Origin of the sequence: Leifsonia shinshuensis (assembly GCF_022606355.1) — a bacterium.
GTDB lineage: Bacteria > Actinomycetota > Actinomycetes > Actinomycetales > Microbacteriaceae > Leifsonia > Leifsonia shinshuensis_B.
Genome location: NZ_JAHHZQ010000002.1, coordinates 78,638 through 101,302 on the forward strand (window position 1 = coordinate 78,638; position 22,665 = coordinate 101,302).

23 protein-coding genes are annotated in these 22,665 nt (G+C 67.5%); 5 read left to right on the top strand and 18 right to left on the bottom strand.

Going from position 1 to position 22,665, the window contains the following annotated elements:
- Positions 1–10: 10 nt before the first annotated feature.
- From KNO15_RS07145 to KNO15_RS07160, 4 genes are all read right to left on the bottom strand, one after another.
- A complete protein-coding gene (locus tag KNO15_RS07145; RefSeq protein WP_241702783.1) occupies positions 11–943 on the bottom strand; it encodes an ABC transporter permease in 933 nt (310 codons plus the stop codon).
- The gene (locus KNO15_RS07150) at positions 940–2,061 is read right to left on the bottom strand and encodes a putative B6 ABC transporter permease subunit 2 (protein WP_241702784.1); all 1,122 of its coding nucleotides are present in this window, start codon (positions 2,059–2,061) and stop codon (positions 940–942) included. Before KNO15_RS07150 ends, KNO15_RS07145 begins: the two co-directional genes overlap by 4 nt.
- Complete coding sequence (locus tag KNO15_RS07155; RefSeq protein ID WP_241702785.1) at positions 2,048–3,655, bottom strand: putative B6 ABC transporter ATP-binding protein; 1,608 nt, start codon at positions 3,653–3,655, stop codon at positions 2,048–2,050. Before KNO15_RS07155 ends, KNO15_RS07150 begins: the two co-directional genes overlap by 14 nt.
- Positions 3,656–3,739: 84 nt before the next feature.
- Complete coding sequence (locus KNO15_RS07160; protein ID WP_241702786.1) at positions 3,740–4,822, bottom strand: putative B6 ABC transporter substrate-binding protein; 1,083 nt, start codon at positions 4,820–4,822, stop codon at positions 3,740–3,742.
- Positions 4,823–5,100: 278 nt separating this feature from the next.
- Between KNO15_RS07160 and KNO15_RS07165 the strand changes: the two genes are divergently transcribed.
- The 4 genes from KNO15_RS07165 to KNO15_RS07180 all read left to right on the top strand — a co-directional run bounded on the left by KNO15_RS07165 (position 5,101) and on the right by KNO15_RS07180 (position 8,606).
- Positions 5,101–5,445 carry a hypothetical protein gene (locus tag KNO15_RS07165; protein WP_241702787.1) on the top strand — a complete coding sequence of 115 codons (345 nt, stop codon included), beginning with the start codon at positions 5,101–5,103 and terminating at the stop codon, positions 5,443–5,445.
- A 96-nt stretch (positions 5,446–5,541) separates the two neighbouring features.
- Positions 5,542–6,300, top strand: a complete 759-nt coding sequence (gene pldA, locus KNO15_RS07170; protein WP_241702788.1) for a 4-pyridoxolactonase — start codon at positions 5,542–5,544, stop codon at positions 6,298–6,300.
- A gap of 50 nt (positions 6,301–6,350) precedes the next feature.
- Positions 6,351–7,079, top strand: coding sequence for a pyridoxal 4-dehydrogenase, SDR-type (pldH, locus tag KNO15_RS07175; RefSeq protein WP_241702789.1), 729 nt, complete (start codon positions 6,351–6,353; stop codon positions 7,077–7,079).
- A gap of 3 nt (positions 7,080–7,082) precedes the next feature.
- Positions 7,083–8,606 carry a GMC family oxidoreductase gene (locus KNO15_RS07180; RefSeq protein WP_241702790.1) on the top strand — a complete coding sequence of 508 codons (1,524 nt, stop codon included), beginning with the start codon at positions 7,083–7,085 and terminating at the stop codon, positions 8,604–8,606.
- 52 nt (positions 8,607–8,658) lie between these two features.
- Here KNO15_RS07180 and KNO15_RS07185 read toward each other — a convergent pair whose 3' ends face one another.
- From KNO15_RS07185 to KNO15_RS07240, 12 genes are all read right to left on the bottom strand, one after another.
- Positions 8,659–9,111, bottom strand: coding sequence for a YbhB/YbcL family Raf kinase inhibitor-like protein (locus KNO15_RS07185; RefSeq protein ID WP_241702791.1), 453 nt, complete (start codon positions 9,109–9,111; stop codon positions 8,659–8,661).
- Positions 9,095–9,958, bottom strand: coding sequence for an alpha/beta fold hydrolase (locus tag KNO15_RS07190; protein WP_241702792.1), 864 nt, complete (start codon positions 9,956–9,958; stop codon positions 9,095–9,097). Before KNO15_RS07190 ends, KNO15_RS07185 begins: the two co-directional genes overlap by 17 nt.
- Positions 9,959–9,960: 2 nt before the next feature.
- Entirely contained in the window at positions 9,961–10,896 is a 936-nt protein-coding gene (locus KNO15_RS07195; protein WP_241702793.1) for a 3-hydroxyacyl-CoA dehydrogenase NAD-binding domain-containing protein, read from the bottom strand.
- Between the two features lie 61 nt (positions 10,897–10,957).
- Complete coding sequence (locus tag KNO15_RS07200; RefSeq protein ID WP_241702794.1) at positions 10,958–11,719, bottom strand: class II aldolase/adducin family protein; 762 nt, start codon at positions 11,717–11,719, stop codon at positions 10,958–10,960.
- 34 nt (positions 11,720–11,753) lie between these two features.
- Positions 11,754–12,362, bottom strand: coding sequence for an amino acid synthesis family protein (locus KNO15_RS07205; RefSeq protein WP_241702795.1), 609 nt, complete (start codon positions 12,360–12,362; stop codon positions 11,754–11,756).
- Between the two features lie 34 nt (positions 12,363–12,396).
- Complete coding sequence (locus tag KNO15_RS07210; RefSeq protein ID WP_241702796.1) at positions 12,397–13,569, bottom strand: FAD-dependent oxidoreductase; 1,173 nt, start codon at positions 13,567–13,569, stop codon at positions 12,397–12,399.
- Positions 13,570–13,697: 128 nt separating this feature from the next.
- Entirely contained in the window at positions 13,698–14,120 is a 423-nt protein-coding gene (locus KNO15_RS07215; protein ID WP_241702797.1) for a carboxymuconolactone decarboxylase family protein, read from the bottom strand.
- A 191-nt stretch (positions 14,121–14,311) separates the two neighbouring features.
- The gene (locus KNO15_RS07220; RefSeq protein ID WP_241702798.1) at positions 14,312–15,463 is read right to left on the bottom strand and encodes a serine hydrolase domain-containing protein; all 1,152 of its coding nucleotides are present in this window, start codon (positions 15,461–15,463) and stop codon (positions 14,312–14,314) included.
- Entirely contained in the window at positions 15,463–16,446 is a 984-nt protein-coding gene (locus KNO15_RS07225; RefSeq protein WP_241702799.1) for a glycosyl hydrolase family 32, read from the bottom strand. The genes KNO15_RS07220 and KNO15_RS07225 overlap by 1 nt, the downstream gene beginning before the upstream one ends.
- 3 nt (positions 16,447–16,449) lie before the next feature.
- Positions 16,450–17,274, bottom strand: coding sequence for a carbohydrate ABC transporter permease (locus KNO15_RS07230; RefSeq protein WP_241702800.1), 825 nt, complete (start codon positions 17,272–17,274; stop codon positions 16,450–16,452).
- Positions 17,271–18,260 carry a carbohydrate ABC transporter permease gene (locus KNO15_RS07235; RefSeq protein ID WP_241702801.1) on the bottom strand — a complete coding sequence of 330 codons (990 nt, stop codon included), beginning with the start codon at positions 18,258–18,260 and terminating at the stop codon, positions 17,271–17,273. Before KNO15_RS07235 ends, KNO15_RS07230 begins: the two co-directional genes overlap by 4 nt.
- Positions 18,261–18,262: 2 nt before the next feature.
- On the bottom strand, positions 18,263–19,615 hold the full coding sequence (locus tag KNO15_RS07240) for an ABC transporter substrate-binding protein (protein ID WP_241702802.1): 1,353 nt from the start codon (positions 19,613–19,615) through the stop codon (positions 18,263–18,265).
- Positions 19,616–19,768: 153 nt separating this feature from the next.
- Between KNO15_RS07240 and KNO15_RS07245 the strand changes: the two genes are divergently transcribed.
- Positions 19,769–20,812, top strand: a complete 1,044-nt coding sequence (locus KNO15_RS07245) for a LacI family DNA-binding transcriptional regulator (RefSeq protein WP_241702803.1) — start codon at positions 19,769–19,771, stop codon at positions 20,810–20,812.
- 42 nt (positions 20,813–20,854) lie between these two features.
- On the opposite strand, the gene KNO15_RS07250 is transcribed toward KNO15_RS07245, so the two are convergent.
- The gene (locus KNO15_RS07250) at positions 20,855–21,454 is read right to left on the bottom strand and encodes a response regulator transcription factor (protein WP_241702804.1); all 600 of its coding nucleotides are present in this window, start codon (positions 21,452–21,454) and stop codon (positions 20,855–20,857) included.
- The gene (locus KNO15_RS07255) at positions 21,451–22,665 is read right to left on the bottom strand and encodes a sensor histidine kinase (protein WP_241702805.1); all 1,215 of its coding nucleotides are present in this window, start codon (positions 22,663–22,665) and stop codon (positions 21,451–21,453) included. The genes KNO15_RS07250 and KNO15_RS07255 overlap by 4 nt, the downstream gene beginning before the upstream one ends.

Sequence of the window (22,665 nt, forward strand, 5' to 3'; positions counted from 1 at the left end):
GCAGTGTTCGTCATCGTGCACCTCTCGTGTATGGAGCCCCCAGGACCGGGGAGATGTAGACGCTTCGGGCGAAGATGAGCAGCACGATCATCACGACGATGTACGGGAGCATCGAGATGATCTGCGGCGGGATGCTGATGCCGCCCAGTTGCAGGGCGGTGCCGAGAGCCTGAGTGAATCCGTACAGGGTCGAGATCGCGGCCACGACCCAGATGCGGCCGCGGGAGAGCATCGTGACGACGATGGCGATGTAGCCGACGCCTGCGGTCATGAACGGTGTGAATGCTCCCGTCGACAGCAGCGAAAGGTAGGCGCCGCCGATGCCGCTGAAGAAACCGCCGAGGAGGACGGCCTGCGAGCGCGTCTTCATCACTGACCCTCCCGCGGCGTCCAGCGACGACGGCTGCTGCCCGGCAGCCCGGATGGACAGCCCCCAGTTCGTCCGCGAGAGCAGGAAGGCCACCGCCACGGCAAGCAGGATGGAGACCCAGAAAACCCCCGACTGGCTGAAGATCGACGAGCCGACCGCCGGGATGGCCGAGAGACCGGGGAGCTGCCACCGATCCGGCGGGATGGACGGCTGACTCTGGCCGTAGGTGTTGTGGTAGAGCACGCTCGTGATGCCGCCGCCCGCGATGGTGATCGCGATGCCGAGAACGATCTGATTGAGCCCGAGCCAGACGTTCAGGACCATGAGGACGAGCGAGATGGCGATGCCGCCGATCGCGCCGCCGAGCATCCCGATCCAGATGCTGTGGCTGGCGATGGCGCACACGTAGCCCGTGTAGGCGCCGATCAGCATCATGCCCTCGATACCGAGGTTGAGGACCCCGGACTGCTCTCCGATCGTCTCGCCGACCGACGCGAGCAGGAGCGGGATGGCCCCCGAGATGCACGCGATGATGAACGCCGAGAGGAACGACGCCGTGAGGAGCTCGCTCATGCGTGGACCTTCCTGCGGGTGAGGACGAGGGCCGGGCGGCGGAAGGCTTCCTTCAGCTCGTCCGGCAGATAGCTCTGGCCGAGGTCGAGCTTCGTCCCGACATACTCGGTGATGGTCATGAAGACGAGGATCAGGGCGACGATGACCATCAGGAAGTCCGTCGAGAGCCCCGCGTCGATGGAGGCCACCGTCCCGCCGGTGGCGAAGATCGAGTAGAACGCGATGAACGGGATCGATCCGACCGGACTCAGCCGGGCGAGGAAGACGAACGGCATGATCGTGGCGCCGTATCCCGGGTTCCAGTTGTTCCGCACGTAGCCCCATTGCCCGAGGATGTCCATGGACGCCGCGAGGCCGATCAGCGCACCGCTGATCAGGAACAGCACGATCGTCATCCACTTCGAGTTGATGCCCACGTGGCGAGCGGCCTTCGGGCTGGTGCCGAAGATGTCGAGCCGCAGCCCGAACGAGGTGCGGTTGAGGATGAACTGGAACACCACGGCGACGACCAGCGCGACGATGAAGCCGATGTGGATCCGCGTGCCGGGGATGAAGGGGAGCATGTCGCCGGTGTCGAGCGTGCGCGTCTGCGGCGTCCGCTGGTTCGGGTCCTGGAAGACGTACTCGATGAGAAGGCCGGTGAGGCCGACGCCGATGGACGACATCACCAGTGTGGTGATGATCTCATTGGTGCCGAACTGGGCCTTCAGCCACGCCGGCAGGAGAGTCCAGACGGCGCCGATCGCCATCGCGAGCAGGGTCAGTGCCAGATACGTGAGCCCGGGGCCGATCTGTTTCATCATCGTCGGGCCGAGTCCGGCGACGAACACCGCCGCGAGGAGGTACTGCCCGTCGTACCCGAGGTTCCAGAGCTGGCCCCGGAACACGACGATGAGCGCGACAGCGATGATCAGCAGCGGCGTCATCATGACCAGGCTGTGCTGCCAGTTGCCGTCCAGGACGCCGTTCTGGACGACGTCACCGTAGAACGCGAGCGGATCCTTGCCCAACGCGAGCAGGATGAACGCAGCCGTGACCAGCGCGAGGATCACCGGGATGATCGCGCGGATGACGACGCTCGTGGACCTCCGTGCACGGCTCCGTTCAGTCGCCTGCATGAGTGCCTCCGATCATGTACTGCCCTACTTTCTCTGCGGTGTTCACGCCGTCGTTGTCGACCACCCCGACGATCTCGCCCTTGGAGATCACGCCGATCCGGTGCGAGAGCTCAACCAGTTCGTCGAGCTCGGTCGAGATCAGCAGCACCGCACCTCCGCCGGCCGCGAACTCGCGGAGCAGGTCGTGGACGAGCCGCACGGTCTTCAGGTCGAGCCCGTACGTGGGCTTGTTGACGACCACGACCTTGGCTCCGGGGGCGAGCTCCCTGGCGAGGAGGATCTTCTGGATGTTGCCGCCGGAGAGCGCGGCCGCCCGCGTCGACGGCGACGGCGTGCGGATCGAGTACTCGTCGATCAGACGCTTGGCCTCCGTGTTCACGGCCGACCTGTTGATCTGGCCGAACCGCCAGAAGGGCGCCTTGCCGATGCGCTTGAGCACGAAGTTGAGCGCGACGCTGAGGTCGCACACCGTACCCTCGTGGAGGCGGTCGTCGGTGACGTAGCGCACGCCGAGCTCCTGCCGGTCGCGCACGCCGGTCCGGGTGATGTCCTCCCCCTCCAATCGCACGGCTCCCTGCACGGCGGCGCGCTGTCCCGCGACGACCTCGGCGAGACCGGTCTGACCGTGCCCGTCGATGCCGGCGATCCCGAAGATCTCGCCCGACCGGATCCGCAGGCTCACGTCCTTGACCATGACATCGGTCGTGCGTCCAGAGGAGGTCACGTCGTCGAGCTCGATGACGACCGGGCGAGCGCTCAGATCGACCTGGGCGACTTCGCGCGTCGCCTCGGTCGCACCAGCGAGATCTGCGGCCTCGTCGAGCGTGCCGGCCTTCCGCAGGTCCTCGCCGAACATGGCTCGGAGGATCTCGGCCTGAGCCTGGTCCTCGTCGAGCTCCTTCATCCGCTCGGGCGAGAGGAACCCCACCTTCTTGCCCGACCGGAGCACGGTGACGCAGTCCCCCATCGAGTACGCCTCCCGGAGCTTGTGGGTGATGAAGACGACACCGAGTCCGCGTTCCGTGAGCCGGCCGATGCTCTCGGCGAGGTTCTCGATGGCCGACGGGGTCAACATCGAGGTGGGCTCGTCGAGGATCAGCAGCCGGCTGCCTTTCCACATCGCCTTGGCGATCTCGACCTGCTGCTGCTGGCCGAGTCCCAGGTCGCTCGCCAGCGTGCGCGGGTCGATCGAGATCCCGAGAAGCGCCGAGAGCTCGTCGAGACGCGAGCGGGCCTCCTTCTCCTTCAGCAGGAGCCCGGTCTCCCCGAGCATCAGATTCTCGATGACCGTCAGGCTCGGCACGAGCGTCGAGTGCTGGTGGACCACGCCGATCCCGTGTCGCATGGCGATCTTGGGCGAGCCGATCGACACCGTCTCGCCGTCGATCGTGATGGTGCCAGAATCGGGAAGCTGCATCCCGGCCAGGATGCTGATGAGGGTGGACTTGCCCGCTCCGTTCTCTCCGAGCAGGCAGTGCACCTGCCCCGAGACGAGGTCGAGCGAGATGTCGTCGTTGGCGACCACGCCAGGGAACGCCTTGGTGATGTTGTTGAGCGAGATGACGCCGGTCAGGGGCACGGTATCCGTGAGCATGGGCGTGAACGGTCCTCCGGTCGGACGGGGCGGGTGGGGCGGCGGGACTCGCTGCCCCACCCGGGAGATGGGTCGGTCAGCGGATCACTTCGCGAGGATCTTGTCGAGCTGATCCTTCGTCTGCGCCTGGTCGACCTTGATCGCACCCGAGTTGATCTTCGTCGTCGCGTCCTTGACGGCGGACTTGATGTCGGAAGTCAGGTTCGGGGTGTCCTGCAGCAGCATCCCGCCGTTGGCCAGATCGAGGTTGTACGGCTTCTTCGCGTAGGTGCCCGCCTTGATGTCCTTGACGGCCTGCTCGTAGGTGCCGGTGAACGACCAGAGCGCAGAGGTCAGGAGGGCGTCCTTCGACGTGAAGAGGTCGGAGACGTCACCGATGTCGGCGATGTACTTGACCTTGTTGCCGGACGCGTTGGCGTCGTTGACCGCCGCCACGTAGCCGACCGTTGCGCCGTCGCCCATGCCGAAGATGACATCGTCGCCCTTCGCGATCAGCTGCTGGACGATGGACTTGCCGCCCTTGGAGTCGTCGTAGCCGGCGGCCGAGATATAGGCCACGTCGATCTGGATGGCCGGATCGATGCTGCGAGCGCCCTGGGCGAAGCCGCCGGACATGGAGTACCAGTTCACGTCGTCGGCCGAGATGGCGACACCGAGCTTCTTCGACTGGGTGGTCTTGGCTGCGGCGATGCCGGCGAGGTACCCGACTTGCTCGGCGCTGAAGGTGATGACGCCGACCTTTCCTGGCACCTGCTTGCTCGGGTAGTCGGTGACGAGCACGGGCACGCCGGTATTGGCCTGGGCCTTGGCCGCCGCGTCGCCGAAGCCGGAGGCGTGGGCGATGACGAATCCGACGCCGGACTTCTTGGCCGCCTGCTCGATGTTGGTCTCCGGGTTGTCGTAGCCGACGTTCGGGTAGGAGTCGAGCTTGAGACCGAGGTTGTCCGCGGCCTCCTGGGCGTCCTTGAGGCCGACCTGGTTCCAGCCGTGGTCGGCTTCGGTGGCGGGCGTGACGATGGCCATGCGGCTGAACGACGCGCCTGTGCTTCCGGTCGTCGAACCGGCGCTCGTATCGTTGCCGCGACCCGAGCACGCCGCGAGTAGGGCAACGACGGCGAGCGTCGAACCGGCCGCTAGGACCGTGCGCTTCAGAATGGAGCTGTGCATTGCGGGTTCCTCTCCTGGACGTGTACCGCGTCACTGCGAAACACACCACCGCGAGTGGGGTTGTTTTCTCACAATGTGCGGATAGATGATGACACTATGAGAAGAAAGGACGGTGGTCAATGCCGATTTCCGGAGATTTACACAAACGAAACGATGCGTGCCGCCGCCGCGCCGCCGCGGGCGGCGCGATCCTGATCGCCGCCACGCTCGCACTGGCGGGATGCAGTGCACCTTCCACCCCCGACGCATCCACGCCCTCCCCGACCTGGACCAACGTCGTGAAAGCGCCGAATGACGCCGAGGCATTCGCCACGCTCGGCAGCGTCGCGCCGCCGGCTGCGCGGCTGCAGGAGGGCGCCCGGGTGCAGGGAACACAGTGCTGGACGCCGTCCGAGCATCTCTTCCGCGACGCCGCAGTCGCCCCACCGAGCGTCTTCCGAGTGATCTGCCGCGTGCACTACGAGCTCTCGGACGCCGCGCGCTACACCGACGTGGTCTGCATCGGCGACTTCGACAAGCAGCCGATGCTGAACGATTGCTACATCTGGAAGCCGCACCTCGGCGATCCCACCTTCGACGACGGCGACTCGCTCGCGTCACCCCCGCCGACGCCTCTGCCCTGACGCCTGACTCAGCCTCTTGACCAGGGCGGGTGATCTCTCATATGGTGAAGCAAATTTCACAACATGCGAGAAACTCGCCTGCAGAGAGGTGAAAACATGGCGGATCCGAAGGTGTACCTGCTCGACGGCGGAACCCTGGTCATCGACGCGTCGGACGTCCACTGGCACATCGACACCGGGACACCCGTGCGATTCCCCGTTTACTCCGTGCTCGTCGAGCATCCCGATGGGCTCATTCTCTACGACACGGGCTTCGATCTCGACCATGTCAACAAGGTGTTGCCCTTCGAGCTGCCGCTGCAGACCCCCGAGCAGACCATCCCGGCTCAGCTCGCTCTGTGCGGCTACACGCCGGAGGACGTCGATATCGTGGTGAACTCCCACTTCCACTTCGACCACGTCGGCGGCAACAAGTACCTGACGAACGCGACCACGCTGGTCCACACGGCGGAACTGCGCCAGGCGAAGGTCCCCGAGCCCTTCGAACGCCTGGGATACTCGGACCTCTCGTTCGACCACCCCGGTGTGAGCTACAAGCCGATCTCCGGCGACTACGAGATCGTGCCGGGAGTGTGGCTCTTCGAGACCCCCGGCCACACCATCGGCCACTACTCGATGCTCGTCGAGATGAGCAACGAGCGGAGCATGCTCTTCTGCGGAGACGCCGCGTACACGCGCACGACGCTCGAGAAGGAGTGGATCGCCGGTTTCCACCTCGACCCCGCCAAGTCCGTCCAGGCGATCCGCCGACTGAACTACCTCGGCCGAACCAAGGAGGCCGACATCTACCCGTCGCACGAGCTCGCCTCGTTCGAGACCTGGAAGCTCGCGCCGGAGTACTACGGCGGCAACTGAGCGTCACCAACCCGTGAACGTCCCATAACGAAAGAGGAGAACCGCCCACCATGACTGAACAGCGTGTCGCGATCGTCACCGGAGCCGCGCAGGGAATCGGAGCAGCCATCGCCCGCGAGCTCGCGGCAGACGGCCACAAGGTCGTCGTAGCCGACCTCAACCTCGAGGGCGCCTCCGCGGTCGCCCAGGAGATCGACGGCGTCGCCAAGCTGCTCGACATCTCCGACGAAGCAGCGGTCGCCCGTGTCGTCGGCGAAGTGGTCGACGAGTTCGGCCGCATCGACATCCTGGTCAACAACGCCGGCCTCGTCCCCTTCACCCCCTGGGAGAAGCTCGACTTCGCCGAGTGGAAGCGCGTCTTCGACGTCAACGTCAACGGTCTCTACCTGATGACCAAGTCGGCCGGCGACGTCATGGCACAGGGCGGCTACGGCCGGATCGTGAACATCGCCTCCAACACGTTCGTCGCAGGAACCCCGAACTGCGCGCACTATGTGGCGACGAAGGGCGCGTACATCGGCTTCACCCGGGCGCTCGCCGGCGAGATCGGCAAGCACGGGATCACGATCAACGCCGTCGCGCCCGGGATCATCGCCAGCGAGGGCGTGCTCTCCGGCCCGCACGCCGACGGGTTCGACTACGTCGTGCCGATGCAGGCGTTCGCGCGCCGCGGGGTTCCGAGCGACATCGGCCCGGCAGTCGCATTCCTGGCCTCCGAGAAGGCGAGCTGGATCACAGGTCAGACCCTCGTGGTCGACGGCGGCCACACGCGCAACTGAGCGATGACCGGCACCGACGTCCTCATCATCGGCGCCGGCTCGGCCGGCAGCGTCCTGGCGGATCGGCTGAGCCGAGACCCCGACCGCACGGTCACCGTGCTCGAGGCCGGCACGCGGATCACCGACCCGGACATGCGCCGCCCCGAGCTCTGGCCGTTCATCGACGGCCGGGACTACGACTGGGCCTACCGGACGACCCCCCAGCCGGGCCTGGCCGGGCGCTCGCTCGAATGGCCGCGCGGCAAGGGCATCGGAGGCTCCAGCAACCTGCACGCGATGGCGCACATGCGCGGCTGTCGCGCCGACTTCCAGCGCTGGGTGGACGCGACGGGCGATCCGCGGTGGTCGTGGGAGGGGCTCCTTTCTGCGTTCGAACGGATCGAGTCCCGCCGGCCCGGTGAGCCCGGCCTGCCTGTCGTCGTGCCGGGTCCGGAGCTCAGCAGCCCGCTGGTGACCGACTACCTGAACGCCTGGGCAGGGCTCGGCGTCGACCGCATCGCGGATCACAACGGCGGCGAGATGATCGGGGCGACCCCGAACTCGCTGACGATCGCGGACGGGAGGCGTGTGACCGCCTCCGACGCCTTCCTCGATCCCGCGCTCGGCCGCCCCAACCTCCACCTCGTGGACCGTGCGACGGTGCACACCCTCGAGATCGATCGCGGGCGTGTGACCGGCGCGCGGTACGAGCGCGACGGACGGCTGGAGACGATCCACGCCGCCGTCGTCGTGCTCGCCTCGGGCGCCGTCGCCGATCCACTGCTCCTGATGCGCTCGGGCGTCGGCGACCCGGAGATCCTCCGCAGCGCAGGGGTGCCGGTCGTCGCGGAGACTCCCGGGGTCGGCGCGAACCTGCATGACCATCTCCTCGGCGCCGGCAACGTCTACCTCTCGGCGAAGACCGTCCCTCCCACGAGGCTCCAGCTCTCCGAGTCGATGACCTATCTGTCGGCCGCCGGGCTCGACGTCCGCACGGGGGCACCGGACATCGTGGTGGGCTGCGTCGTGGGCCCGAGCGCTTCCGAGGTGTATCGCGGCGAGCTCGCGGACGTGCCGGCCGGCGGCGCGTACACCCTTCTCTTCGGCGTCACGAACCCGACGAGCCGTGGTTCGCTGCGGATCTCGGGTCCGGACGTCGATGACGCACCCGTCATCGATCCGCAGTACCTCTCCACCGAGCACGACCGCGCCCTGTTCCGCAGCGCGCTCGAGCACGCCCGGCTGGTCGGCGCCACGAACGCTCTGGCCGTGTGGCGCTCGGAGGAGCTGCTCCCGGGAGCCGGGGTGCAGAGCGCTGAGCGACTCGACGCCTTCATCCAGCGGGCCGCGATCACCCACCACCATCCTGTCGGCACGCTGCGGATGGGCGCTGAGGACGCCGCCCCGGTCACCCCTGGCCTCGCGCTGCGTGCCCTCGACGGCTGCTATGTCGTCGACGCGTCCGTGATCCCGTCGATCACAGCAGGACCGGTGCACGCGGCCGTCCTGGCGATCGCAGAGTCGTTCGCCGACACTTTCACGGACTGAGGACACGAAGAGGGGGCCGCACGCGTCATCCCGCGTGCGGCCCCCTCACGTCCTACTTCTGGAACGTCCCCACGAGCCGCGCCTGTTCGATCACGCGGTCGCCGTAGCCCGCGAGGAACTCTTCGCGGGTCGGCGTCCCCGCGACCGGTGCCGAGAGGGCGTACACCCAGAAGTAGTAGTGGTGGATGCCATGGCCCTCCGGAGGCATCGGGCCGGTCCAGCCGGGTTCGCCGAGCCCGTTGGGTCCGATGCGCACGCTCTCGGCGTCGAGGTCGAGCGTTCCGCCGACAGCGGGGATGCCGTACACCGTCCAGTGCGTGAAGCCCTGAGGCAGCGGAGCGTCCGGGTCGTGGCACACGAGTGCGAGCTCGACGGCGCCCTCCGGGACGCCGGAGACCGCGAGCGCGGGGACGCGGTTGGCACCGTAGCCGGAGTACTCCTCCGGAATGGCGGCGAGCGGAGCGAGGTCGGGACTGGATACGACGAGGTCAGCGAAGAGTGCCATGGGGTCCTTCTGAGTCGAGGCTGAGCAGGTGTTCGATTTCGGAGGCCACGAGGGTCGCGTTCTCCTCGGGGACATAGTGGTCGGCAGAACGGTCGACGACCCAGCGGTCATGCGGCCGGGCAGCGACGGCCGCATTCCACGCCGAGTCGGTGGTGATGCGGCTGAGAGCGCCCCGAACGTGGGACATCGGCGCCGCGACCGAGACGAACTCGGCGTCCCACGGCTCGCGGAGGCCGTCGATGAGCTGGCGCATGGCCGCCGGGTCGGCGAGCGGGGCCAACCGCCCCTCGCCATCGCGGCGGTAGCCCCAGCGCGCTCGGCGATCGACGGCGTCGGCCGGCAGCATCCGGTAGCGCTGCTGGAGGTATCGGCGGACGTCGTCCACAGTGTCGAACGAGCGGTTCCCCGCCTCCACGCGCACCAGGAGGTCGTCGAGCATACTCGGCTCGACCCACGGCGTGTAGTCGACCGCGAGCACTCCCGCGACCCGTTCGGGGAACAACGCCCCGGTGAGCCACGCATTGCGCGCCCCCAGAGAGTGCCCTGCGACGAGCGCACGGTCGATCCCGAGGGCGTCGAGCACCACGACCACATCGCCGGCGAAGTCCGGACCGCGGTAGCCGCTCGCCGGCTTGCCGCTGCGCCCGTGTCCCCGCTGGTCCAGCGAGATCACCCGCGCGCCCGGCTGGAGCCGATCGACGACGGGCTCCCACACCGCATGGTTCGCCGACGTGCCGTGGAGGAGCACGACGGCAGGGCCGTCGCCTCGCACCCGGAACGCCACCTCGACGGCGGCGCCCCGGGTGATGAGCATCCCGCCGGGGCCGGCCTCGACGGTGACCGCCACGGTCAGACCGGGGTGATGCTGGTCAGGGTCTTCAACGCGGCGACGAGACCGGCCGTGATGTCCTTGCGCTTCGCGTCGACCTCGCCGTCGGCGTAGTCGTACATTCCGCCATTGGTCTTGAAGCCGAGCTTGCCCGCGGCGACCATGTCGGTGACGACGGCAGGCGTCTCGGTGCTCGCGTCGAGCTCCTTGTTGAGATAGCTCGACACTGCGCTGTAGATGTCGAGACCGGCCATATCGAGCAACCGGGTCGGGCCGATGACCGACAGCTTGTAGCCGATGCCCCACTTCACGCAGGTGTCGAGTCCCTCGGGGGTGACGATCCCCTCGTTCAGGAGCGCGACGCACTCGCGGAGGATCGCGTAAAGGACGCGGTTCTCGACGAAGCCGGCGATCTCCTTCTCTACGACCGGGTTGTAGCCGAACGCCTCCACGATCTCGACGAGCTGGTCGGTGACCGCGGCGTCGGTCTGATCGCCGGGCACGACCTCGATCATCGGGATCAGGTGCGGGGGGTTCGACCAGTGCATCCCGATGAAGCGGCCCGGACGGGCGAGCGACGTGGACAGCGTCGAGATCGGGATTCCCGAGGTGTTGCTGGCGATGATGACATCGTCGCCCACGTACTGCTCGATCTGAGCCAGAACGGACTGCTTCAGCTCGAGCTTCTCCGGGACGGCCTCGATGACGAATCGCGTGCCGTCGAGGGCCTCGGCGATGTCGGTGGTGAAGGAGACGGAGCCGCCCTCGGCCTTCGGGCCGCCGACCTGGTCGAGGACGGAGGAGGCGAACGTCGAGGAGGTCCGGGCGCGCTCGAGGGCGTCTGGGCTGATGTCGTACACGCGGACTTCTGCTCCGGCGCGGGCGAGGGTCGCGGCGATGCCGGGGCCCATGGTTCCCGAGCCGACGATGGTGGCAACAGCGGGAAGGCTGCTCATGATCGGTGCTCCCTTTCTTATGGTGTGTGCTGCTGGCTGCTGTGCGATGGTTTCGGTCTATTCAGACCTGCGCGATGCCGATGCCCTGCAACTGCTCGACGCGCTCGAGTTTCCGGTTGAAGTACATCCAGTAGTTGCGCTGCGCCTTGGGCGGGTAGATCCGGCGCTTCTTCTCGACCGTCTCGTCGTGATCGGGCAACGGATACGACACGCCCGCCTGCAGGAGGTCGAGCTGGAAGCGCGACGCCCACTCGAGGAAGATTCCGGCCAGAGTCGCTTCGATCACGTTGTCCCCGACGAAGGCGACGCCGTGATTGCGCAGCAGGATGGCCTCGGCGTCGCCGAGCTGCTTCGCGACCTCCTTGCCGAGTTCGACGGTCGTCACGATGTGACTGGTGTCGCTGAACCGCGGGACACCGTGCTCGGCGAACCACACGCCGTGGTTGTTGTACGGCCCGAGCTCCTGATCCGTCGCACCGAGGACCGTCGCGTAGTGCGAGTGCGAGTGGCCGACGACGTTGACGTCCGGTCGGGCCAGCATGATCTCCGCGTGGAGCGGCCACTCGAGGTGACGGAGACCCGTGCCCTCGAGTACGTTCCCGTCGAAGTCGATGAGGATGAAGTCGTCCCCGACCACCTCCGACAGGGCGAGGTTGCCGCGTTTCAGCCACAGTCCGCGGCCGAACGGGTCGCGGTAGGAGAGGTGGCCCATGGACATGTCGCCGTGTCCCTCGAGCTCGAGGATGCGATGCGCGCGGGCGACGTCGTCGAGGGTGTTCGCGATCGACTCGTCCTCGTGATAGCGCGCGGGGGTGTACGTCATGCTTTCGTTCTCCTTCTCGTTGGATCGACCGTGGCTATGGCAACCGGGGTGCGGACAGCTTCAGCAGCGCTTCCTCGCGCGTCAGGCCGCCGACGCGGTGGTGGACGCGCCCACGGCTGGCGACCGCGACGCAGATGAGCAGTTCGTCGGGGCGCGGTGCGTCGGCGAAGGTGACCGTGACGGCGTCGTAGTGCGAGCGCACGTAGAGGTCGTCCTTGAACGCGAGTGGGATGTCGATGGATGCACCGGCCGACGCAGTCTTGGTCGCAGAAGAGATCCATGCCTCCCCACCGCCGACGGACTCGCGGAACGCGTCGCCGAACACGGTGGTCACGCACGCGACGACATGGTCCTGCTCGCCGTTGACCCCGGCGATGCCACCCTTTCCGTAGCCTTCGACCGGGCGACCACCGAGGAGCGCGCGGGCCCTCGCGCCGAGCGCAGTGCCCAGGCTCGGGCTCGGCTTCGTCAGCGGGGAGAGGTCCTCGACATAGCGGCCGGCGAACGGGTTCTTGATCACCACGGCCGCGACCGCCTTGATCAGCGGTTCCTCCGCCGCGGGGCCGCCCTCGTGCACGACCTCCTGAGCGAAGGCGAACCACTCCCTGACCTCGTAGAACGGGTCGAGCTGGGGGAATGTCATCGTTGGATTCCTTTCGGGGGAAGCGCGGACCGCTTCATCGGGCGACGACGTCGTCATGTCGGCGCGGGTCTGTCGGGTCGTAGAGCGCGGTTTCATTGTTCTCTCCCACGAACTGGCCGCCTTTCGACATGCCGCGGGTGTCCGCGTAGCGCTGCGACCGGGTCTGGCAGCGGTCGGTGTACGGTCGCTCGATGCGCTCCCACTCGACCAGGGCGTCCGGGATGTCGCCCGTCGATGCGGCGGACGCCGCTTCGGCGACGGTGTAGGCGTTCATCATGGCGCAGCCGCCACCCTGGGCGAGAGCAGGAGCCATGGCATGTGCGGCGTCACCGACGAGTGCCACGCGACCGCGCGTCCATTGCTCGAGGCGGTTGGTCTGGTAGCGGAAGTACTTGCCCTCGATCCCGGCCGCCTTCTTCAGCACGGGCGTGAGCTGCGGGTGGATGGACGTCCACACGTCGAGGTTGATCGTCGGGACCGCAGAGCCCTCCGCGTCATCCGCCGGGGCCATCAGTGCGATGTACAGCTCACGGTCGTTCGCCGGGGTGTAGAGCACACGGAGTACGCGCGGCTCCAGGTTCCAGAAGTCGATGACGTTGTCCCACTCCGTGTCCGGCTCGATGGCCTGCAGTTCCTCCTTGCACCGGGGAACGAGGAACCGGGTGATCCCGTCGCGGGCCTGGTGCCGTTCGTAGCGGATGTCGAGGGAGTCCCGCACCGCGGAGCCGACGCCGTCGGCACCGATGACCAGGTCGCCGGAGACCTCGCTGCCGTTCGCGAGGCGGAGAGTGCCGGCATCACGCGCCTCCACCACTTCGGAGCCGGTGACGATCTCGACGCCTTCCCTGATCGCCGCCGACGACAGCACCGAGTGCAGGAACGGCCGCGTCATGGTGCGCCACGGGATGCCCGGCACGTCCTCGTCCGAGACGATCCGGTTCTGCATCCGCGTCTCGTAGAAGGGCGGCCGCATGGAGCCGCGTTCGATCTCTTCGGTGAGACCGAACGCGTCGAGGATGCGAAGCGTGTTGTTCCAGAGGACGATGCCTGCGCCCTGCTCCCGGAGTTCGAGGCCCTTCTCGTGCACGCGGACGGACCAGCCCCGACGTGCGAGGGCGATCGCCGCGGTCAGACCGGCGAATCCCGCTCCGGCGATCTCGGCGTGCCGGGCGCTGCCCTGGCCCCGAACTTCTGTCTGGTGTTCCACAGGACCTCCATTATTACAATGTGAGACACGATTATCGATCTACGAGATCGTGTACCCAACCTAGTGGCAAGAGCGGTCCAGGAGAAGACCCCGACACTTTTCTTGCCCCGTGGCGCGATCTGGGCGTATCAGCCCTCGGCGCCTCGGACACCCTCGTCGTCGTACGCATCGACCGTCGGCCGAAGCGGGTCGATGCCGACGACGTCCTGCCACGCACCGACACCCCACTGGAAGGCGACGACACCGGCTTCGGGCAAGGCGATCTCGATCGCCTCGAGGATCTCCTGGGGCGAGAGGCCGATTTCGAGCGCGACGCGGATGTGACTGCGAAGCTGGGGCAACGGCGCGCGCATGACCGTGAGGCTGAGGATGAACAGCAGCTCCTTGGTCTGCCGCGACAGCGTGCGCGGCGTGAGATAGGCGGCCTCCACGACCGTATTCGCCGCCTGCAGTATCGGGAAGTCCGCCGCCGCCATCACCTTGTGGTAGTCGAGCACGTAGCCGCGCTCGACGACCATCCGGTCGATGTACTTCTGCGCATCATCAGCCACCGGGATCCATCCCTTCACTCATGTGAGAATAGATCCTCAGTGTATGAGAATATCTACCGACGCGCGATGGCTATTGCGGTGACAGCCCGAGCCGGCACGCCAAAAACCCCCGGAACCGTGAGATTCCGGGGGTCGGCGCAGGGGGTCCACACAGGGGTCCACGTATCGAACAACCTGCCTGGGCAGGACAGCTAGCCGAGCACCCTCCGGAGCGCGCCGACGATCCGCGTGGCACGATCATCCACTCCCGCCTCCAGCCAGTTGGTCACGAACGCGAACCCGAGCTGCGCGTCCCTGTCGGCGAAGGCGACCTGTCCTCCCGCGCCGTCGTGCCCGAAGCTGCTCGTCCCGAGGTACCGGCGTGCCTCGGAGTCGAGCTGCAGTCCTCGCCCCCATCGCGGCCAGGGTCCCGGGGTCGGGAAGACCGGCTCGCCGGAACTCATCAGGACCCGTGCCTCCCTCAGCGTCGCGTCGTCCAGCAACCGTGAGCCTTCGGTCTCCACGACGGTCGATGACCAGATCGCCGAGAGGGCGTCGGCGGTCGCGATCCCTCCGGCTCCCGGAACCTGGGCGGCACGAAGCCGCTCATCGTTGAAGCCGCCGTCCGGCGTCACCAGGGCCGCGGGAAGGGCTCCGCCCAACGTCATCGCGAGACCGGTCCACTCGGACGGCGCTTCGAGGAGCTGATGTCCGGCCTCCAGTTGGCTGGGCGAGGCTTGGAGGTGGGCGACGCGCTCCGACTCGTCGGCCGGCAGCCCGATCCACGCGTCGCCGGTGATCGCGCCGGTCAGCTCGGTGAGGTACGCGCCGGGGAGCTTTCCGGTCACGCGCCGCACCAGCTCGCCCGCGAGCCAGCCGTGAGTGATCGCGTGATACGCGTATCCGCTGCCCGGCTCCCAGAGCGGTCGCTGGCGGGCGAGCGCGTCGGTCATGTAGTCCCAGTCGAGGAGTTGTTCGAATTCGATCGGCTCCCGCAGCGCAGAGAGGCCGGCGCGGTGCGAAAGCAGCTCGGCCACCGTCACCCGGGACTTGCCCGCTGCGGCGAACTCGGGCCAGTACTGCGCGACCGGCGCCGTGTAGTCGAGTCGCCCCTCTTCAACCAGCCGGGCGACCAGTACCGACATCACTCCCTTGGTGCACGAGAAGACCACCGTCGGCGTGTCCGCGGCCCACGGCCGGCCAGAGCGCTCGTCCGCGATCCCGCCCCACAGGTCCACGACTCGTCGGCCGCCGACCCGCACCGAGAGAGCGGCTCCCATCGTCGGCCGGTCGCTGAACGCGTCGGCGAAGGCCTCCGCCACCGGCTCGAACCCGGGCTCCGTCGTTCCCTGAATGACCGCCATCACGCGAGGTCCCCTTCCTGGACGAGCGTTCCGAGTCGCAACTCGGCGCCGTCGATGATCAGTTCGTACGGATCGGTGATCCGTCCCTGGAACGCACCTGCGCCCACGCTGTTCTCGAATGCGATGAATCGCGGCAGCCCGCCTCGATCCACGACGATCCGACCGGCATAGAGGCTCTCGGTGGCGAGGAGCCGCGCCCCGGCCGCGTCGAAAGGCCCGGTGGCGGACGAGGCGTCTGCCACCCAGACCCCTCCGCCGGTGCCGGAACGGTCGCCGGCGAGGTGGGCGGAGTCGCAGGAGAAGACCAGGAGGTCACGTCCTCCGATTCGCACCGCTTGCGGTACTTCGAGATGCGCGAAGCCGCTTCCGGGAGAGCTCAGCGGCGGCTGGACCTCCCAGTGGACCAGGTCGGCCGATCGCGCGTGCCCGATGACCCCGCGGTCGGTGTCGCGTCGCGAGCGCAGGCCCCGTGTCCGGGCCGTGATGAGCATGTGCCAGCCGTCGCCTGACCCGTCTCGGAACACCCAGGGATCCCGCCACGCCTCCTCATGCCAGGTCGCATCGGGGAGGATCTCGTACCACGCGGGGTCGGCCCCCAACCGCACCCGCCCATCCTTGTGCCAGGTGTGGAGATCGTCGGAGACGGCGACGCCGATCGTCTCGACGTTCGTGATGTCGCGAGGCGAGAGGAACAGTGAACCGGTGTAGAACATCCGCCAGAGCCCGTCATCCCCCCGGACGACGCTGCCCGTCCAGGTGGCTGACCCGTCGATGTCGCCGGGCGCACCGGCCGAGAGCACCTCGCCGAGATCGTCCCAGTCGACGAGATCGTCCGATACTGCGTGCCCGATCCGCGCGTTGCGATGACGCAGATCCGGGTCGCCGAGCGAGGTCGGGGCGTGGAGGTAGTAGAGATGGTAGTTCTCGCCGTCGTCCGCGAGCCAGAAGTCCCAGACCCAGTAGCCGTCTTTGCTGAACGCCATCCTTCAGCCCTTGACCGCACCCTGGATCAGCGCCTTGATGAACTGACGCTGGAAGATCACGAAGACCACGATCGTGGGGACGATGATGAGCAGCGCTCCCGCGTTGAGCAACGGGATGCTGAGGCTGTACTGGCCCTGGAAGAACGTGAGGGCGCCGGCCACGGTGCGCTGGAGCGGATCCGCGACGAGCACGACCGGGAGGAGGAACTGGTTCCAGGTCCAGAGGAAGAGCAGGATCGCGAGCGCCGACAGAGCCGGCCGCGCCAGCGGCAGGTGGATGTGACGCAGTTCCTGCCACATCGACGCCCCGTCCACGCGAGCCGCCTCGGAGAGTTCCGCGGGCACGTTGACGAAGTGCGCGCGCATCCAGAAGACGCTGAACGGCATGAAGAGGCCGATGAGCGGCAGGATGATCGCCCACTGCGTATTGAGAACGTTCAGCGACTGCATCTCGTAGTAGAGAGGGATGATCAGCGCTTCGAACGGGATCGTGAGCCCGAGGATGAACAGGATCAGGAGCGCGCGACCGCCACGGATGTTCAGACTGCCGAGCGCATAGCCGGCCATGCTCGAGATCAGCAGGCTGATCGGCACGACGCCGATCACGATGAGCGCGCTGGAGCCCATCAGCTCCCACACGTGGCCGGTGGTGAAGGCCTCGGCGAAGTTGCCCCACTGCGGGTTCGACGGCCAGGTGAGGCCGGTCGGGTTCACGTCAGCGGGCTGCAGCGCGGCCGAGACCATGTTGACCAGCGGGATGAGGGTGAGGACGAGGACGACCGCGAGCAGAGTACGGCCGGTCCACTTCTCGACGGGGTTGACGATCATGAGTCACGGACTTTCGAGAGGCGCTGGATCGGGAGGACGACGGCGAGGACGAGCAGCATCAGGACGATGCCGAACGCCGACGCGAGACCGACCTCGCTCTGCGTGAACCCGATCCGATAGATCGAGATCCCGGGGACGAGCGTGGCCCGGCCGGGGCCGCCGAGCGTCGTGGTGTAGATGATGTCGAAACTGCTGAGCGCTGCGATGATCGTGAGCGTGATCAGGACGGCCAGCTCCTGACGCAGCCCAGGCAGCGTGATGGTGAAGAACTCGCGCCACCACCCGGCTCCGTCGAGGCGCGCGGCCTCGTAGAGGGAGACGTCGATCTTTCCGATGCCGGTCAGCAGCAGCACGGTGCACAGGCCGGTCAGCGTCCACGACCCGATGAGGCCGACAGCGGGGAGGGCCGTCTGGTAGTCGCCCAGCCAGGGGCGGGCGAGGCCGCCCAGTCCGATCGCGTTCAGGATCTGGTTGACGGCGCCGGTCTGCGCGTACATCCACGACCAGGCAATGCCCGCCGCCGCGAGCGGGATGATCTGCGGCAGGAAGAGCACCGTCTGCGAGAAGCTCGTGAACGCGCCGGCCCGCATCGAGCGGATGAGCGTCGCGAGCACCAGGCCGAAGGTGACAGGGATGATCGTGAAGAACGCGATCAGGATGAAGGCGTTGACGATCGATCCCAGGAGGTCGGGGTCGGTGAACACGGTCAGATAGTTGGCGAAGCCGACCCAGGTCGAGGCGCCGATTCCGTTCCAGTCGTAGAACGAGTACTGGATGCCCTGCAGCAGAGGCCAGAGCACGAACGCGGCGTAGGCGATCAGCGCGGGTGCGACGAGCAGCCAGCCGATCCGACGTCCTCGCCCGGCCGTCCGTCTCCGGGCGGCCGGGCGCTGCGCAGCCCCGTGAGCGCTTCCGCGTTCCGTCTGTCGCGCCGACGATTCTTGTCGGATCGCGGTGGCGCCGTTACGGGACTGCACAGCGGACATGGTTACTTCTTCACTTCCTGCGCGTAGAACGCCTGCACCTTGTCGACGAACTCCGCGCCGGTGATCTTGCTGGTGACCAGGAGCTGGGACTCCGGGATGATGGCTCCGGCGTAGATGCCCGCTGTGGTGTTCGCCATGAAGTCGACCTGGCCGTTCTCCTTGCCGATCTGGGCCGCCGCCGCGAGGACCTGCTCGGTGATCGAGCCCTTCTCGACCTTCGGCTGCGCCTCGGCCGGGTCGCCGCCGGGAGCGGCGCCGGTCACATCGACGACGATCTGACGCGCTTTGGCGTTCGTGTGGACCCAGTTCAGGAAGTAGGCGACCGTGTCGAGGTTCTTCGACTTCGCTGCAGCGGAGAACGAGTTCGCCGCACCCATCGCGACGTGGTCGCCGCCCTTCTTCGCCGGAGGCACGAGGAAGAACTGCACGTCCTTGCCGAGCTTCTTGGCGTAGTTCGCCGCCTCCCAGTTGCCGTTGAAGGTGTAGACGCCCTTGCCGTCCTGGAAGTTGCTCACGAACGTGAAGTAGTCGACGGCGTTGATGTCGGAGGGGAAGTATCCCGCGTCCGCCCACGTGCGGATCAGCTCGGCGCCCTTGATGTTGCCGGGCTGGGCATAGGTCGCGCCGGGCTTGTTGAACATCCAGTCGAGGAACTGCTGCTTGTCGACGTACTGGTTCATCGCGGCCTGGACGGTGAAGTTGACGACGCCGTCCTTGTCACCTTCGACCAGGGGCGCGATACCGGCCGCCTTCGCCTTCGCGAAATCGGCACCGAGCTCGTCGAGCGTCGTGGGGATGCTCGTGATCCCGGCCTTCTCAGCAAGCTTCGTGTTCACGAAGATGCCCGTCACGCTGTAGCCGAGGCCGAGCTGGTACAGCGATCCGCTGCCACGGACTCCGTCGGCGGTCATCCGCAGCGGGGCCAGCTGCGCGGCGGGCCATTTGTCCCACCCGTAGGCCTTGAAGTACGGATCGAGGTTCGCGACGAGACCGTCCTTGACCGTGTCGCCCAGCGTCGGGAGCCGGATCAGATCGGGCGGGGTGGAACTCGCCAGCAGCTTCGGCGCGTTGGCGGTGAGGTTCTGGAACGTGTCGCGCGTGACCTTGAAGGTCACGTTCGGGTGCTGCTTGGTGAACTCCTTCGTCAGATCGTCGGTGAGCGGGAAGCCCGTCTCGTCCGCGATCGTGAGTGTCACCTTCTTGGAGGTGAGCTGGGTGCTCACGTCGGTGGCGCCCTTGGCCGGCCCGGTGGTGGCGGACCCTGGCGCGCATCCGGCGAGCACGAGAGCGACAGCCGAGGCGACGACGCCGGCGGCGAGGACGCCCCGGAGGCGGCGGGGGGAAGCGAATGACATACAGGACTCCCTTGTCTTCAGGACCGGATCGGGGTTCGATCCCGCTGCTAAATGCTTTCAGCACGCTTATACTGAGTCACGGCTTCCGGTTTGTCAAATGATGTTCCCGGATTGTGATGGCCAACCGGATAGCATCCGCTGGAGGAGGAATCGATGCTGAGCAAGCGAGTGACGCTCGCCGATGTGGCTCGGAGAGCCGGACTGTCGGTCTCCGCTGCGTCGATGATCCTGAACGGGCGCCCGGACACCCGGCTGTCGCAGGATGCGCACGACCGGGTGCATACCGCCGCAGCCGAGCTGGGGTACCGCCCCAACGTCGCGGCGCGCGGCCTCAAGACCGACAAGACGCACACGATCGCCTTCGTCTCCGACCTCGTCGCGACGACCCGCTACGCCTCCGGTCTGATCACCGGGGCGATCGCCGCGGCCGAATCGGCCGGCCACGTGATGATGGTGCTGGAGACCGGCGGCGAGCCCAAGCGCGAGACCGAGGCCATCGGGGCCGCGCTCGACCGGCAGGTGGACGGATTGGTGTTCGCGACGATGCGCGCGAGAGAGCTCTTCCTCCCCGAGATCGCGTTCGACTCTCCCGCCGTGATGCTCAACGCCACGAATGCCCGTTTTCCCCGAGCCGTCCTCCCCGACGAGTTCAACGGCGGTCGCAGCGCCGTGAACGCGCTCTTCGCTGCCGGAATCCGCGACGACATCGCGCTGATCGGATACAGCGCGCGCGAGGAGAAGGAGCTCTTCCGGTCGGCCACGGTGGCCGAGCGCGTCGCGGGGATCAGCGCCGCCATGGCTGACGGCGACGTCGAGTTCAGCAGTGAGTCGTCGATCTGGCTGTGGGAACCGGACGGCGGCTACACCGCCACCAAGAAGATCCTCCGGCAGCGGAAGCGTCCAGCAGCCATCCTCGCGATGAACGACCGGCTCGCGTTCGGCGCCTATCAGGCGATCGCCGAGACGGGTCTGAGGGTGCCCCACGACATCTCCATCGTGTCGTTCGACAACGACGAGCTCGCCGCCTACCTTCGACCCGGCCTCACGACAGTGGCGCTCCCTCACGAGACGATGGGGCGGCGTGCCGTCGAGATCCTGCTCGACGACGAACCCGGTGAGCTGACGAGGATTCCGATGCCCCTGGTGGAGCGCGACTCGATCCGGGACGCGGAGCCGGCCTCCTTGGTGGAGCACTGACCGGTCGTCCCGCCGTCAGGACGGGGTGCACTCGGCTCCGTCTCAGATCCAGCCGTTGTCGCGGGCCTTCCGGGCGGCGGTGATCCGCGAATCGGCGTGGAGCTTGGCTATGGCCGACGACAGTCGATTGCGCACGGTGCCGTGCGCGAGCCCCAGCGACCGCGCGATGTCCTTGGTGGCCAGTCCCTCCGTGGTGAGCCGGAGCACATCGGCTTCGCGCGCTGTCAGAGGGCTCTCGTCTTCGGTGAGGGCTGCCGCGGCCAGTCGCGCGTCGATGTACCGTTCGCCGGAGGCGACCGATCGGATGATGTCGGCCAGCTCGGAGGCCGGGGTGGATTTCGGGACGAAGCCGCGGACGTGAGCGGCAAGCGCACGCTTCAACGCGCCCGGTCGTGCGTGCCGGGTGACGATGACGATGTGCGTTGCTTCCGCCCGTAGCGCTCGCGCAGCATCGATGCCGTCCAGCTGCGGCATCTCGAGGTCGAGCAGGGCGACCTCTGGACGGTGTTCGAGGACCGCGGCGACGGCGGCTCGGCCGTCGCCGATGTCGGCGATCACCTCGATGTCCGGTTCGAGCGAGAGGAGCGCGACCAGCGCTCCTCGGATCAGCTCTTCGTCGTCGGCTATCACGATCCTGATCACCGCTTCTCCTCCCCCGCGTCCGGCGGTGGGGCGGGAATGCTGACGACGAGGGTGAAGGCGCCATCGCGACGGTGCGTGCTCACCGTTCCGCTGCGAGCGGCCACCCGTTCTCTGAGCCCCACGATGCCCGTACCTCCTGTCCGAACAGCTCCGGGCCGATCGTTCGTGATCGTCAGTCGGTACTCGTCGGATGTCGGACGGACGAGCTCGACCGTGGCCTTCGTCGCTGTGCTGTGCCTCATGATGTTCGTGACCGCTTCGCGGATCGCCACGGCGAAGACCGCTCCCAGCTCGGTCGGGAGATCCACCGTTTCGATTCGTGCCGTGCAGTCGATCCCCGCCGATCGCAGAACAGCGGCCGCATTCCGCGCTTCCACCGCCACGGTGACGGTGCGGTAGTCGTTGACGACGGCGCGGGTGTCCTCGAGCGCGGCCTGGGCGATCGCCCGGATGTCCGAGAGCTCCGCCGCTGCGAGGGCCGCGTCGCCCGAGATCAGGCGGCGTTCGGCGAGTTCGCCTTTCAGGGCGATCACCTGGAGATGGTGGCCCTGGATGTCGTGGAGGTCGGTGGCGAATCGGAGACGTTCCGTCGCCACGGCGAGCTCGGAAGCCGTCCGCCGCGCCTGGTCGAGGCGAAGCGCGACCCGCAGCACCCAGACGGTCGAGAGAGGAATGATCGCGATGAGAACGAGCGTGCCGACGATCACGAGTGTGCCGGGGTCGTCCAGGGCGGGCGCGCCGGTGGCGGACGTCGACGACTCCTGCAGGCTCGGCACGCTGCCGAGAGCGAGCACGCCGAGCGTTGCGACGAGTACGACGGCGCGCCACCGGCTCGCGACGACGCAACTGAGCATCCCGCCGGCGATGGCGAGCAGGAACCCCGACCCCCACCCGGCGAACGGGGGGATCAGCGCCAGAATCCAGGTCAGGCAGGCCATAGCGAGCAGCGGGAGCAGGAGCGGGTGACGCGCGAGTGCGGGGCCGGAGGGCCTCAGCAGCAACGGGACCACAGCCAGGGCGAGCAACGCCGTCGCGATCGTCGTCCCGATGAAGAACGCTGTGCGCGGCCCGGGCCCGCTCGGCATCCCGAGGACGAACTGCAGGTAGCAGCCGAGGAGGACGAGCGACGCGAGCGACGCTGCCGTCAGGCCGCGCATCCACCGGAGATCCGTGCCGGAGCTGCGGTGGATACGCGCGGATCCGTCCGTCAT

Excerpts from the sequence above, each read along its gene's own strand:
- KNO15_RS07235 (WP_241702801.1), bottom strand. The coding sequence starts at position 18,260 with ATGTCCGCTGTGCAGTCCCGTAACGGCGCCACCGCGATCCGACAAGAA.
- KNO15_RS07230 (WP_241702800.1), bottom strand. The coding sequence starts at position 17,274 with ATGATCGTCAACCCCGTCGAGAAGTGGACCGGCCGTACTCTGCTCGCG.
- KNO15_RS07240 (WP_241702802.1), bottom strand. The coding sequence starts at position 19,615 with ATGTCATTCGCTTCCCCCCGCCGCCTCCGGGGCGTCCTCGCCGCCGGC.
- KNO15_RS07245 (WP_241702803.1), top strand. The coding sequence starts at position 19,769 with ATGCTGAGCAAGCGAGTGACGCTCGCCGATGTGGCTCGGAGAGCCGGA.
- KNO15_RS07225 (WP_241702799.1), bottom strand. The coding sequence starts at position 16,446 with ATGGCGTTCAGCAAAGACGGCTACTGGGTCTGGGACTTCTGGCTCGCG.
- KNO15_RS07160 (WP_241702786.1), bottom strand. The coding sequence starts at position 4,822 with ATGCACAGCTCCATTCTGAAGCGCACGGTCCTAGCGGCCGGTTCGACG.
- KNO15_RS07255 (WP_241702805.1), bottom strand. The coding sequence starts at position 22,665 with ATGACGGACGGATCCGCGCGTATCCACCGCAGCTCCGGCACGGATCTC.
- pldH (WP_241702789.1), top strand. The coding sequence starts at position 6,351 with ATGACTGAACAGCGTGTCGCGATCGTCACCGGAGCCGCGCAGGGAATC.
- KNO15_RS07155 (WP_241702785.1), bottom strand. The coding sequence starts at position 3,655 with ATGCTCACGGATACCGTGCCCCTGACCGGCGTCATCTCGCTCAACAAC.
- KNO15_RS07195 (WP_241702793.1), bottom strand. The coding sequence starts at position 10,896 with ATGAGCAGCCTTCCCGCTGTTGCCACCATCGTCGGCTCGGGAACCATG.
- KNO15_RS07200 (WP_241702794.1), bottom strand. The coding sequence starts at position 11,719 with ATGACGTACACCCCCGCGCGCTATCACGAGGACGAGTCGATCGCGAAC.
- KNO15_RS07145 (WP_241702783.1), bottom strand. The coding sequence starts at position 943 with ATGAGCGAGCTCCTCACGGCGTCGTTCCTCTCGGCGTTCATCATCGCG.
- KNO15_RS07220 (WP_241702798.1), bottom strand. The coding sequence starts at position 15,463 with ATGGCGGTCATTCAGGGAACGACGGAGCCCGGGTTCGAGCCGGTGGCG.
- KNO15_RS07205 (WP_241702795.1), bottom strand. The coding sequence starts at position 12,362 with ATGACATTCCCCCAGCTCGACCCGTTCTACGAGGTCAGGGAGTGGTTC.
- KNO15_RS07150 (WP_241702784.1), bottom strand. The coding sequence starts at position 2,061 with ATGCAGGCGACTGAACGGAGCCGTGCACGGAGGTCCACGAGCGTCGTC.
- KNO15_RS07180 (WP_241702790.1), top strand. The coding sequence starts at position 7,083 with ATGACCGGCACCGACGTCCTCATCATCGGCGCCGGCTCGGCCGGCAGC.
- KNO15_RS07185 (WP_241702791.1), bottom strand. The coding sequence starts at position 9,111 with ATGGCACTCTTCGCTGACCTCGTCGTATCCAGTCCCGACCTCGCTCCG.
- pldA (WP_241702788.1), top strand. The coding sequence starts at position 5,542 with ATGGCGGATCCGAAGGTGTACCTGCTCGACGGCGGAACCCTGGTCATC.